The sequence below is a fragment of the Belliella pelovolcani genome, assembly GCF_900156785.1.
GTDB lineage: Bacteria > Bacteroidota > Bacteroidia > Cytophagales > Cyclobacteriaceae > Belliella > Belliella pelovolcani.
Genome location: NZ_FTOP01000008.1, coordinates 43,666 through 56,677, shown reverse-complemented (window position 1 = coordinate 56,677; position 13,012 = coordinate 43,666). Strand labels below are relative to the sequence as shown.

The following is a 13,012-nucleotide window of genomic DNA, read 5'->3' as shown; positions in this document are numbered from 1 at the left end:
TTTTTTGTAGCTATCTTCTGTCAAGGCCTCTTCCGCCACTACTTCCGACAAATCTTTCTAGGTCTTTCCTCAGCTCAGCGGCTAAGTCATTGTAACCCCGCTCTTCTAGAAGTGGTACGAAGTACTTTAACATTTCCAAAGAGATCATCGCCTCTCTGTCATATTCTCTGTTTGTTCTTGCATAGAAGTCCAATAACTGGATGGACTTCACAGACATTTTCTCTACGATATCTAAGGCTAGCTCCTCTTCTCCAACTTCAAAAAGTAGCGGAGCAGACTGACCACTAGCCAGATCATAAGGAATAGCTTCATGTGGCATTCTAGCCAATCCTAGCTTCAATACATCTGCGGCTTTTTCCATCTCATCCTCGTCAAGGAGTGCTATCGCAATGCTATTGATCGTACTTCTGTGATTAGAAGTAAACCTTCTGAACTCATCATCGAAATAGTTGTCAGGATTATCCATTCCTCTGAATGCAAAATCTTCCATCACGTGCTTGTAGGATTTTTCTGTATTCACTAGCTCAGCTCTGAAGTTCTGTGGCTTTCTGACTGGTAGCAATCTATAAGTCATCCCCTCCATCACAACATAGTCTTCCAAATCCAGCCCAATGGTAGCCATGGATGTATTGTTAAAATAAATAGGTCTTTCCCAATTATTAGTCGTAATCAGGTCGAGGAGCATCATGTTTCCTTTGGTGACGTATTCGCCTTTCACACGGAGGTTCATTTGATCCACCATCAAAGCTTCCATTCCTTCTGGAATCAATCCATCATTATAGACTTTTTCTATATCTACATCCAAGATGAGATTTCTAGCAGGCACCATGTTGATAGTCATTTTGCTAGATCCTGCCGAGAGCTTCAATAGATCGGATTTATTTCTGAGTAACCTTAAGTATTCTTTTGCAGAAATCGCATCCAAGCCCTCTCTTTCATAGAGGTACAGAACATCATTTGTACCTTTTCTATAGTTTTCAATGGTCAAAGAAAATGGTAATGGATCTGACTCGTATGCCTTACGAGTCATCTGATCTACATACCAATCCGTGTCAAAATAACTCAAAACCACGACCCTTACATCTGTCCTGAAGTTTTCTACTGCTTGTACATACCACAGTGGGAAGGTGTCATTGTCACCCCCTGTAAAGAGAATCGCGTTGGGTTCACAAGATGCGAGGAAGTTTCTTGCAGAATCTACGGAGAAATACCTGCCTTGTCTATTATGGTCATCCCAGTTTTGGAAGGCCATGATGACAGGTACGGGGAAGGTGATCAAAGTAGCCATGACACCTGCGATGGCTAGATTTTTATTCATTTTGCCTATCCAATGCGCTAGTGCCAATACCCCGAAACCTGCCCAAATAGCAAAAGCATAGAAGGAACCCACATAAATATAATCTCGCTCTCTAGGCTCTACCGGAGGGGAATTCAGGTAGAGTACCAATACTACCCCCATCATCAAGAATAATCCCAAAGTCACATAAAATGAATTAGGATCTTTTTTGGCTTGGAAGAAAAATCCAATCAAGCCTAGTAGGAGTGGCAACATTAGATAGTTGTTGTGCGCTTTATTTTCCTTGATATAATCAGGGAATTTGTCACTAAATGCGTCTGTAATACCCAGCCACGGAGCATCAGAGTAGTCACTTTCTCTACCAGAGAAATTCCACATGAAATATCTCCAATACATATGACCTAATTGGTGGGTAAACATAAAGTAAAGGTTGTCACCAAATGAAGGCTCCTGTCCTGGGCTGAGACCTAATTTGTTTCTGTAGATTTGTTTATGTCTTTCTTGTGTAGAGTAGATCCTCGGTAGAATAGTCGTTCTACTTGGGTCATACTTAGTGACAGTATTGTAATCTACGATTTCATACTTGTCTTTTCCTTTGACATAGATGGGCGCGCCATCTTCTTGTGAGACGACCTTAGCAGTAAAATACTGCCCATGTAACAAAGGCCTGTAGCCATACTGCTCCCTTTTCAGATAAGAGACATAGCTGATGATGTCTTTTGGATTGTTTTCATTGATGATTGGATCCTGATTGGCTCTGATGACGATCAGTGCATAGGAGCTGTATCCGATCAAAACAAATGTCAATGATAGTAATACCGTATTGAGAATGACCTTTTCTTTTTTGATGCTGTAAAGGATAGCATAGATCAAGGATCCTAAGAAAACTGCGGTAAAGAATACGATTCCTGAACCAATAGGCAATCCGATGCTATTCACAAAAAATATCTCAATTGAACCAGCCATACTTGGCAATCCGGGAATAATCAAGTTATTAATAATAATCAAGGCCAATCCACCGCAGAGTAGGGCAATGATTCCTCCTTTGATGTTTGGGTTAGGGTATTTCTTGAAGTAATAGATCAGTGCCAATGCTGGTAGAGTCACCAAGTTGAGCAAATGGACACCAATTGACAAGCCGACTAGATAGGCGATAAAGATCATCCATTTGTTTTCCAAAATAGGGTCTTCTATGACATCCCATTTCAAAAATGCCCAAATTACGATAGCCGTAAAGAAAGAAGACATGGCATAAACTTCAGCCTCCACAGCTGAGAACCAAAAGCTGTCAGAAAAAGTATAAACCAACGCTCCTACAATCCCAGCACCCATAAGTGTAATGGTTTGCCCAGCGCTTTCTTCACCTGCTTTGATTTTGAATAATTTCCTTCCTAGCAATGTAATAGACCAGAATAGAAAGAGGATAGTCAAGCCAGAAAAGACCGCACTTCCTACATTCATCCAATAGGCTACTTGAAGTCCGTCGCCCATGGCTAAGAATCCAAACATTCTGTATATTAATAGGAAAAACGGAGCTCCTGGAGGGTGAGGAACTTGAAGTTTGTATGAAACGGCGATAAACTCTCCCGGATCCCAAAAACTGGCTGTTTGCTCTACTGTTAAGACATAGACCAAAGTAGCAACAGCTGCTACAAGCCATCCTGTCAGGTTATTGACCTTTTTATAATCAAGCATGGTTATTGAAAATGATGTATCGGGCGAAAATAATGAATAAATTAGTAAAGTCTGGCATTTTAACACGTTTTAAGGCTTTGTGATAAAAATTACTGTCGGTAACTGATTTTGAATATAATTTTGATCTATCATTAAAATGAAATAAGTAGACACAGAATTTTGCCAGTAACGATAGAAAATATCGGCTTAACTTAACTTTGATATTAATTGATACTAGATACTAATTGATATTGACCAATAGTAGCCGATTCGACCAATAAATTGAAACCACTGGTAAAGAGCGAATAATCAAAAACGAAATAACATGAGCACACAACCAATGACCTTCAATGAATTGATCTCTGGAGATCAGCCAGTATTGGTAGATTTCTTTGCCACCTGGTGTGGTCCATGCCAGATGATGCAGCCTATCTTACAAGATACAGCCAAGCAAGTGGGAGATAAAGTGAAAATCATCAAAGTCGACGTGGACAAAAATCCTTTGGCTGCGAGTAATTTTCAGGTAAGAGGAGTTCCGACTTTGATCTTATTTCAAAAAGGAAAAATTCTATGGAGACAATCAGGTGTCGTTCCAGTGCATCAACTGGTAAATGTCATCAATCAAAATCTACCACAAACTGTCTAATTGTGACAAAAGTCATCAATCGATTTTGATAAGAAAATTACATTTGCAATATCATTTAAACTCAGAATTATAAATAAGACAAATATGAAAATCGAACAAATCTATACTGGATGTCTTGCTCAAGGAGCATATTACATTGAATCTGATGGTGAAGCAGCGATCATTGATCCATTGAGAGAGGTTCAGCCATATATCGATCAGGCAGCAAAGAATAATGCTAAAATCAAGTATGTTTTTGAAACACACTTCCATGCAGACTTTGTGTCTGGCCACAAGGATTTAGCAGCTAAGACTGGAGCAGATATCGTATATGGTCCTACTGGGATGAAGTTAGGATTTGATGCTATCATTGCTGAAGATGGGCAAGAATTTCAAGTTGGAAAATTGAAAATCAAATTGATCCACACCCCAGGCCATACGATGGAGAGTTCTTGTTACTTGCTTTTCAATGAACAAGGAAAGGAAGAGGCAATTTTCACTGGTGATACTTTATTCATTGGAGATGTTGGGAGACCAGATTTGGCTCAGAAAGTGATTGCAGACTTGACACAAGACAAGCTTGCAGGGCATTTGTACGAGTCATTAAGAAATAAAATCATGCCTTTGTCTGACGAATTGATCGTCTATCCTGCTCATGGTGCTGGCTCTGCGTGTGGTAAAAACATGAGCAAAGAGACTTCCGATACCTTAGGTAATCAAAAGAAAACCAATTATGCGCTTCAGGAGATGACCAAAGAAGAGTTTATCAAAGAAGTAACCACGGGATTGACACCTCCACCAGCATATTTCCCTCAAAATGTGATGATGAATATCGAGGGATATGATAGCATAGATGAAGTACTGGAAAGAGGGGTGAGACCACTTTCACCAGCAGCCTTTGAAGCAGCAGCCAATGAAACTGGTGCAGTACTTTTAGATACAAGAGATGCCCAGACATTCGCCAAAGGTTTTATTCCTAATTCCATCAATATTGGCATAGAAGGAAGTTTTGCAGTTTGGGTAGGTGCGATGATTCCAGATTTAAAGCAAGAGATATTGGTGATTGCGGACGAAGGCAAAGAAGAAGAGGTCATCACTAGATTGGCCAGAGTGGGTTATGATTATGCGATTGGATTCCTTGAAGGAGGTTTTGAGTCTTGGAAAAAAGACGGAAGAGAAGTAGATACCATCACATCCTTGACTCCAGAGGAAGTAGCTGCCATCAATGCCAAAGAAGGGCATGTCAATATTCTTGATGTCAGAAAAAACAGTGAGTATATGAGCGAGCATGTTGTAGATGCTGAAAATGCACCTTTGGATTATATCAACGAGAGTATGCTTCAGGTAAATAAGGATAAAACTTATTACGTACACTGTGCAGGTGGCTATAGGTCTATGGTCTTTATCTCTATCCTAAAAGCTAGAGGCTTTGAAAATTTGATTGATATCAAAGGTGGTTTTAAGGCTATCAAAGAATCAGAGAAGTTCAAGGTAAGTGAGTACGTTTGTCCTTCTACCTTGTTGTAATTCATCGAATTGTACCTTGATTTCAATAGGATGGCAAAGCTTCAGCTTTGCCATTTTCAATTTATAAAAGGGATTAAGTGATTTTTGTCACTTTTTCTCATGCTTGAATTAGGCAATTTTGAATATGATCCGAGTTTTGTTGGCTTCTTTTCTGATTTCACTTTCGTCATTTGCTTTTGGTAATGATGACCAAGATACTTTGAAAGTAAGAAAGCCTTCGCTAAAGGAAGATTTGAAAAGTGGCAAATTTGATTTCCATTTCAGGTCTTATATGATGTCTACAGTGAATGCTGGAGATGTCATTGATTACGCCACCTTGGCAGCAGGTGCGGGAATTGGTTATACCAGTCCAGAGTGGAATGGCTTGCAGGTTCGATTCAATGGTTTCTTTACTTATCAGGTATTCGAAAACAATATCCGAATTGCAGATCGAGTCACTGGTGGAGGTAACAGATACGAGATCTTGCTCTATGATATGAATGATGTCGCCAATACCAACAAGCTGGATAGGTTGGAAGAACTTTACCTAGCTTATAGAAAAGATAGGGTCAAGTTTGTATTGGGGAGACAAAAAATCATCACACCACTGCTCAATGATCAGGATAACAGAATGCGTCCAAATGTATTTCAGGGGCTATCCGTAACTTATTCAGGCTTGAAGCTGAAAACCACAGCGATGTGGATCAATCAAGTCACAATCAGGGGCACGGTAGATTGGTATAGGATAGATGATTCCTTTGGCGTTTATAGCTTCGGGAGAAATCCATTTGGAGAACCGTCTAACTATAAAGGAAATATCCGTTCAAAGGGAATTGGATTGCTCGGATTACAATACCACGATAAGGGTTTGACGACTCAGTTTTGGAATTATACTGCTGAGAATGTGTTTAACATGAGCTTTGGACAGGCAGAGTATACCATCAACTTACCCAAAAGCACAAGGTTGTATTTTGGTTTGCAAGGCTTTCATCAATTCGCTATCAATGACGGAGGCAATCCAAATAACCAGTTGACGTATATTCTTCCAGGGGAAAAGGCTTCTGGAATTGGTGCTAAGATTGGTATGTTCAAGGGAAATCACAACCTTTCATTTAATTACCTTGGGATCAATGACAAGGGTAGATTTCTGTTTCCTAGAGAGTGGGGACGAGAACAACTCTTTGCGAGCATGCCAAGAGAAAGGTATGAGGGAGCAGGCGATATGAGTGCTTATGTCTTGAAGTATGATTTGGTAACTTCGGTTGATGGGCTATTTGCCCAATTTGGAGCGGGTGTGGTCAATCATAGTAGTATGACCTCCTTCACTACAAATAAGTACGGAATTCCTTCTTATTACCATTTCACAGGTATGCTGGAATATAGGTTTAGGGATTATTTCGAGGGATTGAATATTCAATTTCTAGCTGTGAATAAAACTGCTCAAGATAGAAATGGATTGACAGACAACTTGCGAATTAATCGCGTAGATATGTGGAACTTAAACTTCATCGTGGATTATAAGTTTTGATATGAAGGATGAAGGATGACAACTGAATCCAGTTATAAAAAATGAAAAACAAACAACTAAAATTAATAAAGTAAAATGGAACAATTTATTGAATGGATTACCCAGCCTTGGCCTTGGTATGTGGCAGGTCCACTGATAGGGCTGACAGTGCCAATCCTATTGCTAGTAGGGAATAAATCATTTGGGATTTCGTCTTCTCTGAGACACGTGTGTGCGATGTGTGTGCCTGCAAATATCCCTTTCTTTACTTACAATTGGAAAAAGGAAATGTGGAATATTGTATTTGTGGTCGGAGTACTCTTGGGTGGTTTCTTCGCGACAACTTTCATTTCTAATCCAGATACCATCGTAGTCGCAGAATCTACACAACAGGATTTGGCTGCTTTGGGTATTACGGACTACAGCAAGTTGCTACCAGCTGAAATTTTCAATTGGGAAAACCTATTCACAGGTAAAGGACTGCTGTTCTTTGTGATTGGTGGGTTTTTGGTAGGTTTCGGAACCAGATATGCAGGAGGATGTACATCAGGTCATGCCATCATGGGGATTTCTTCCTTGCAATGGCCATCGGTAGTGGCTACGATTTTCTTCATGATTGGTGGTTTCTTGATGACTCATGTGTTGTTGGAACCTTTGATGAAAATGGTTGGATTTTAATAGTTGAAAGAAGATGAAAGTAGAAGAAAAAGTAAAAAATATGCAACCTGTAGAGTGCGAAGCACCAAATATGCAGGAGAGTAAAGATGGATTGTTGAAATACCTGATTATTGGTATACTATTCGGAACTGTATTCGTCAAAGCTGAAATCATATCTTGGTTTAGAATTCAAGAGATGTTCAGATTGCAATCGTTCTTTATGTATGGCGTGATTGGATCTGCGATTGCAGTTGGAGCCTTATCCATCTTTTTGATCAAAAAATTCAACATCAAAACGATGAAGGGTGAAACCGTAAATATCCCAAAAAAGGAATTTAGAAAAGGTCAGATCATAGGTGGATTCATCTTTGGATTGGGTTGGGCATTGACTGGTGCTTGTCCAGGTCCATTGTTTGCCCAGATTGGTAGTGGATTCACTGTCATCCTTGTTACTTTGGTAAGTGCTATAGCAGGCACTTGGGTATACGGAAGATTTTCGGACAAGCTTCCAAACTAATTGTATTTTGACTGTATGGCAAAAGCCACTCTGATATTCGGAGTGGCTTTTTTTAATTCTGATTATACATTAGGATTTTTATTAAGACTCTAATGTATATCTCAGTTTTAATTAAAGACCTTTTTGATTACCACTCTGATCAACAAAATAGCGGCCAATACAACACTTCCGGCGATTACAAATTCCATAGTTATCTAACTTCTTGATTCATGAAATGTTATGGCTAAGAACCAATAAATTATTGTAACCATGGTTTTTAGCCTTTGATAATAGAAAGGTAAAAATTTCAATCGTTTGAATTACCGACCGTTGATAATCGTCAATGAAAAGTATAAAGCTGATTTTTTGGCCGTATCTTGCGCTTAATTATTTTCCCCAAACCTATGACCTTATTGCAAAAGAGAAGAGCCGCCTTAGGCAGTTTATTTTTTTTGGCAGGCTTATGCTTCGCTTCTTGGGCTTCTCGTATACCAGATGTACAAAGCAAGTTTGAGCTATCTGAATCTCAGCTAGGTACGCTTTTACTCGGCTTGCCTATAGGGTCATTATTAGCTTTACCTCTTGCAGGTTGGTTAGTTCATCGATTTGGAAGTAAGTTGGTGATTTTGATTAGTGGGTTTGGTTACATGATTTTCTTGCCATTGATTGGTTTTAGTCCGACTATATGGACTTTGGTTCCAGTGATTGTCGTTTTTGGCATGATTGGAAACCTGATGAATATCTCCCTCAACACCCAAGCACTTGCCCTTGAGGATATGTATGGAAGAAGTATCTTGGCATCATTTCATGGGTTGTGGAGTTTGGCAGGTTTTACGGGAGCTGGTATAGGTGCAGGGATGATTTACTATGATATTTTGCCAAAGTTTCATTACCTCTTGGTTTCGTTGATCGTGCTTTTGATCATCATGGTCGCGCAAGGTTTATTGGTGAAAGAAGAAAATGCAAGAGGTGGAGGCGGGTTAGTACTCAGGAGGCCTGATGATTTGCTATTAAGGATTGGGGGGATTGCCTTTTTGGGGATGTTGGCTGAGGGCTGTATGTTTGATTGGAGTGGGGTTTATTTCAAGAAGGTTGTTGCTATAGATGCCAGTTTTGTAGCTCTAGGCTATGTATCTTTTATGGGAGCAATGGCTACAGGGAGGTTTGTCTCAGATAGATTGAATAACCGTTTTGGTAGATTGAAAATTCTCAGAGGCAGTGGCTTCCTGATTTTTTTAGGGTTGATACTATCAGTGATTTTTCCTACTGCTGTCGTTGCAGTTTTAGGATTTCTTCTAGTAGGGTTTGGTGTAGCATCAGTGATACCAGTTTCTTATTCTGTAGCTGGTCGCTCAAAGCTGTATTCGCCAGGAGTGGCATTGGCTATGGTGTCTACGATTTCGTTTTTTGGTTTTTTGATCGGTCCTCCACTGATCGGTTTTATCGCAGAGTTATTGAGTTTGAAAGCATCTTTTGTTTTGATAGCAATGGCTGGTTTGGGTATTGTACTTTTGACAAGTGTCAGGCTTGAGGTTTTCTACGAAAATAAGGTTTGATACAAGGAGCTTATTTTCTTAAGGTCTTTTTTCAAATTTATCTTACATTGAAGATAAAATTTAAAAACCGATAAACTTATTGTGAGAAATATCACAAAATGAGAGGATTGAAAAATGCAATTTTGTTTTTGCAATAATCCCCAAAAAAATGAAAGAATCATTTGAACCCTTTGTTAAGCTGATTTCCTTGATGGTTTCTTTGCTACTGATAGTGGCTACATTTACGGCGCTAGTCATAGGAACTGTGCTGTATATCAGTGAAGGAGGAAAACTACCAAGAATTAGTTTTGTGGAAAAAACATCTCCTCTTCCGGTTTCCGAAGAACCTGATTTCATGGCATTGGCGAGTAGTGAAGGAATGTGGACGTCCCCAGATTGGTCATTGGTAGAGCAAGAAGCAAATGCAGATTTGATCAAATACGGTAGAGAATTGATTGCCAACACATCTGAATATTTAGGGCCAAATGGGAAAGTCATGAAGATTTCCAATGGGATGAATTGCCAAAACTGCCACCTCAATGCAGGGACAGCTCCCTTAGGTAATAATTATGCAGCTGTATCCGCTACTTACCCCAAGGTAAGGGCTAGGTCTGGTCAATCTGAAGATATCCCGAAAAGAATCAATGATTGCTTTGAGCGTAGTTTGAATGGAGAAGGATTGCCTGTAGAAAGTAAAGAAATGCAGGCCATGGTTGCTTACATGGAATGGCTTGGTAAAGACGTGCCCAAGGGAGAAACTCCTAAGGGAGCTGGGATTTATGCAGTTGCTTTTTTAGAAAGACCCGCCAATCCAGTAGCTGGGAAGCGTGTATATGATAATCAATGTGCTTCTTGTCATATGGAAGATGGTCAAGGCGTACTGCGATTCGATGGGTTGGGATATACCTATCCACCATTATGGGGCGATCATAGTTATAACGATGGAGCAGGGCTTTATAGAATGTCCAGATTTGCGGGCTATGTCAAGGCCAATATGCCACTAGGAGCAACTTATGAAAGACCCATGCTGACAGATGAACAGGCTTGGGATGTAGCAGCCTATGTCAATTCTATGGCTAGACCTGCAAAAGATATTTCTAATGACTGGCCAGATATCAGTAAGAAACCAGTAGATCATCCTTTTGGTCCTTTTACTGATCAATTCACCGAAGAACAACATAAATATGGACCATTTAAGCCTATCCAAGAGTTTAAGGCAATGGCTAAAAACTAATGAGGAATTTGCTCCTAGTCATAGGGATTATTTGGTCTCAGTCTCTATGGGCAAGAAGCCACTCTGATAGTGTTTATACCAATGAAAAAGCCAAATGGACAATAGGAACAAGGAGCTTTTTCATGTCCACTTCCTATTATGATGATTTCAAAGATGACTTTGCATGGGCTCAATCAGCATATGCAAAAGTGCAAACGCCAAAATTCAAAGGGTTTTCCTTTGCTAGTAGGTATGCGGTTTTTGGAAATATTGTCAGTTCAGATTTAGCAGCGAGAGATCCGATCACTGGAGGAAGAAATAGATATGAGGTAGGCTTACTAGATGTGACAGACCTAGATAACCAATATTTCGGCAGGTTGGAGGAGTTTCAAATCAAATATGAAGCAGCGCTCTTTTCCTTTGCAGCAGGAAAGATGCCTATCAATACTGCTCTTATCAACCCCCAAGATGGAAGACTTTCTCCGACTTTTGTAGAAGGATTGTTTTTCAATTTCACACCAGATAGGGCCAATATTGCTACATTAAATTATATAAGTAGGATTTCTCCAAGATCTACTGCTGCTTGGTTTGGAATTGGCGATACATTTGGATTGTACCCGATTGGATTGGATTTACAAGGCAACCCCTCTGCTTATAAAGGGAATGTAGATAGTGATTTCGTGACAGTTTTTGATTGGAAGCATATTGTGGAGGAAGAGTACTTTTCATTTGAATTTAACCATACTTACGTCCAAAATGTATCCAGCACTTTTCTGACACAATTCGAAAGAGATTGGAAATTGAATCCCGCAAAAAAGTTGCTTACTGGACTTCAGATCATGTTTCAGCATGGCATCAAAAATGGCGGGAATGATGACCCTAGCTTACGCTACAAGGATCCTTATGATCAAAACTGGATTGTCAGCGCAAGAATTGGAGCGAAAGATGCGTTGACTACATGGCACCTCAACTTCACCTATATAGGTGGACAAGGGAGATACCTTAGTCCAAGAGAATGGGGTAGGGATCCATTTTTCACTTTTATTCCGCGAGAAAGGAATGAAGGGTTCAGTGAAGTGACTGCATTGACTGGCTATTTTGAGAGAAGGTTTGTGGAAAAAGGGCTACAAGTCTATGCTTTTGCTGGGATTCACTTCCTCCCTAAACCGGATACATTCGTAATCAATAAATATGCATTTCCTTCTTACAGCCAAGTCAACCTGGGAGTAAAATATTCACCCTCACAGTGGGGTAGAGGATTAGATTTTCATGGAATTATATTGACAAAATCTGCTTTAAATAGAGATAGTCTTCAACCCACATGGATTTATAATAAGGTAGATTTGATCCATATCAACTTGATCGCTAACTATACTTTGCAATGGAAATAACAAAAAAGATAACAACCGAGGATTTTGAAGCATTGCTTGAAAATCATCCCGCCACGCTGGTTTACTTTTATCAAGACAAATGTGGTGTTTGCAAAATCCTTTTCCCAAAGGTCAAGGAATTACTTGACCGAGAATTTCCCAAAATGGACATGATTGTTCTTGAGGCTGAGCAAAACAGAGCACTTGCGGCCCAACTTAGAATGCTCTCTGTGCCAGGAATCATGGTTTATTTTGAAGGGAAAGAGTTTTTTAGATCCAATGGCCTAGTTACTATGGGAGAGCTTCAGAGTAAGTTGGAAAGGCTATATCAGATGTTTTTCAAGTAGAATTATTTGATTTCAGTCAATTGATGGAGCTCCTTGTAAAATCCTCTTCTAATTGGAATGGTGTGATCTTCTATGATCAGTTCTTTTGAGTTAAAAGAATTAATATGCTTGATATTGACCAAATAAGATTTGTGAACTCTTACGAATGAGCTAGATGGTAAATCCCCAAGGACATCTTTTAAAATATCTCTGATGACGTAGGTTTTGGTTTTTGTGTACACTTTGGTATACAACCCGTCTGCTTTGAGAAATAGGATGTCATAGATAGGAACTGGCACAAGGAATCCTTTGTCTCTGATTTTGAGTGTGTTTTTAGTAGGGGGGAGGGGCTTTGAGTTTGCGCTTCGATGTGGTTTTTCTAAAGCGAGATAGATAGAAGACTTGAGGCTCTCAACAGTGAAAGGTTTCAGCAAATAACCATCATATACGACTTTTGAGATGCGATCTAAGATTCCTTGATCAGAGTATGCCGTCAGAAATACAATTGGAATGTTGAGTTTATCTTTAAGTTTGTAACAGAGGTCAATACCATCAAGGTCACCTTGAATCAAAATATCCATAAGAATAAGATCAGCTGTGCCGTCAATAAAAAAGTCCAAGACATCTATGGCGTTATTAAAGATGCCGACAACATCATAGTCTAGATTGATCAAGATTTCTTGGATGTTCAAAGCTAGTTCGTATTCGTCTTCTACTATGAGTATTTTATGCATTTTGTTTCAATTTTACCGCAAGAAAGTTCCAAAAATGTAATTTTAATATAATCGGTATTTTATTGTAAATGA

The 13,012-nt window shown here is 39.5% G+C and carries 11 protein-coding genes; 9 read left to right on the top strand and 2 right to left on the bottom strand.

Going from position 1 to position 13,012, the window contains the following annotated elements:
* Window positions 1-10 precede the first annotated feature (10 nt).
* A complete protein-coding gene (locus BW935_RS10215; RefSeq protein ID WP_076501176.1) occupies window positions 11-2,992 on the bottom strand; it encodes a glycosyltransferase family 117 protein in 2,982 nt (993 codons plus the stop codon).
* Between the two features lie 304 nt (window positions 2,993-3,296).
* On the opposite strand from BW935_RS10215, the gene trxA reads away from it, so the two are divergent.
* The 9 genes from trxA to BW935_RS10170 all read left to right on the top strand — a co-directional run bounded on the left by trxA (window position 3,297) and on the right by BW935_RS10170 (window position 12,227).
* Window positions 3,297-3,617, top strand: a complete 321-nt coding sequence (gene trxA / locus BW935_RS10210) for a thioredoxin (protein ID WP_076501175.1) — start codon at window positions 3,297-3,299, stop codon at window positions 3,615-3,617.
* Window positions 3,618-3,701: 84 nt separating this feature from the next.
* Window positions 3,702-5,123, top strand: coding sequence for an MBL fold metallo-hydrolase (locus tag BW935_RS10205; protein ID WP_076501174.1), 1,422 nt, complete (start codon window positions 3,702-3,704; stop codon window positions 5,121-5,123).
* Between the two features lie 124 nt (window positions 5,124-5,247).
* Window positions 5,248-6,630, top strand: a complete 1,383-nt coding sequence (locus BW935_RS10200; protein WP_076501173.1) for an OprD family outer membrane porin — start codon at window positions 5,248-5,250, stop codon at window positions 6,628-6,630.
* 75 nt (window positions 6,631-6,705) lie between these two features.
* Window positions 6,706-7,287 carry a YeeE/YedE family protein gene (locus BW935_RS10195; protein ID WP_076501172.1) on the top strand — a complete coding sequence of 194 codons (582 nt, stop codon included), beginning with the start codon at window positions 6,706-6,708 and terminating at the stop codon, window positions 7,285-7,287.
* A 13-nt stretch (window positions 7,288-7,300) separates the two neighbouring features.
* Window positions 7,301-7,783, top strand: a complete 483-nt coding sequence (locus BW935_RS10190) for a DUF6691 family protein (RefSeq protein ID WP_076501171.1) — start codon at window positions 7,301-7,303, stop codon at window positions 7,781-7,783.
* Between the two features lie 383 nt (window positions 7,784-8,166).
* Window positions 8,167-9,318, top strand: a complete 1,152-nt coding sequence (locus tag BW935_RS10185; RefSeq protein ID WP_076501170.1) for an MFS transporter — start codon at window positions 8,167-8,169, stop codon at window positions 9,316-9,318.
* Between the two features lie 148 nt (window positions 9,319-9,466).
* Window positions 9,467-10,531, top strand: coding sequence for a c-type cytochrome (locus BW935_RS10180; protein ID WP_076501169.1), 1,065 nt, complete (start codon window positions 9,467-9,469; stop codon window positions 10,529-10,531).
* Window positions 10,531-11,901: a hypothetical protein gene (locus BW935_RS10175; protein ID WP_076501168.1), complete on the top strand. Its 1,371-nt coding sequence runs from the start codon at window positions 10,531-10,533 to the stop codon at window positions 11,899-11,901. The genes BW935_RS10180 and BW935_RS10175 overlap by 1 nt, the downstream gene beginning before the upstream one ends.
* Complete coding sequence (locus BW935_RS10170; RefSeq protein ID WP_076501167.1) at window positions 11,892-12,227, top strand: thioredoxin family protein; 336 nt, start codon at window positions 11,892-11,894, stop codon at window positions 12,225-12,227. Before BW935_RS10175 ends, BW935_RS10170 begins: the two co-directional genes overlap by 10 nt.
* Window positions 12,228-12,229: 2 nt before the next feature.
* On the opposite strand, the gene BW935_RS10165 is transcribed toward BW935_RS10170, so the two are convergent.
* Entirely contained in the window at window positions 12,230-12,940 is a 711-nt protein-coding gene (locus BW935_RS10165) for a LytR/AlgR family response regulator transcription factor (protein WP_076501166.1), read from the bottom strand.
* Window positions 12,941-13,012: the final 72 nt, after the last annotated feature.

What these genes read in the sequence shown, in the direction of transcription:
- BW935_RS10215 (WP_076501176.1), bottom strand. Translation starts at nt 2,992, where the DNA reads ATGCTTGATTATAAAAAGGTCAATAACCTGACAGGATGGCTTGTAGCA.
- trxA (WP_076501175.1), top strand. Translation starts at nt 3,297, where the DNA reads ATGAGCACACAACCAATGACCTTCAATGAATTGATCTCTGGAGATCAG.
- BW935_RS10205 (WP_076501174.1), top strand. Translation starts at nt 3,702, where the DNA reads ATGAAAATCGAACAAATCTATACTGGATGTCTTGCTCAAGGAGCATAT.
- BW935_RS10200 (WP_076501173.1), top strand. Translation starts at nt 5,248, where the DNA reads ATGATCCGAGTTTTGTTGGCTTCTTTTCTGATTTCACTTTCGTCATTT.
- BW935_RS10195 (WP_076501172.1), top strand. Translation starts at nt 6,706, where the DNA reads ATGGAACAATTTATTGAATGGATTACCCAGCCTTGGCCTTGGTATGTG.
- BW935_RS10190 (WP_076501171.1), top strand. Translation starts at nt 7,301, where the DNA reads ATGAAAGTAGAAGAAAAAGTAAAAAATATGCAACCTGTAGAGTGCGAA.
- BW935_RS10185 (WP_076501170.1), top strand. Translation starts at nt 8,167, where the DNA reads ATGACCTTATTGCAAAAGAGAAGAGCCGCCTTAGGCAGTTTATTTTTT.
- BW935_RS10180 (WP_076501169.1), top strand. Translation starts at nt 9,467, where the DNA reads ATGAAAGAATCATTTGAACCCTTTGTTAAGCTGATTTCCTTGATGGTT.
- BW935_RS10175 (WP_076501168.1), top strand. Translation starts at nt 10,531, where the DNA reads ATGAGGAATTTGCTCCTAGTCATAGGGATTATTTGGTCTCAGTCTCTA.
- BW935_RS10170 (WP_076501167.1), top strand. Translation starts at nt 11,892, where the DNA reads ATGGAAATAACAAAAAAGATAACAACCGAGGATTTTGAAGCATTGCTT.
- BW935_RS10165 (WP_076501166.1), bottom strand. Translation starts at nt 12,940, where the DNA reads ATGCATAAAATACTCATAGTAGAAGACGAATACGAACTAGCTTTGAAC.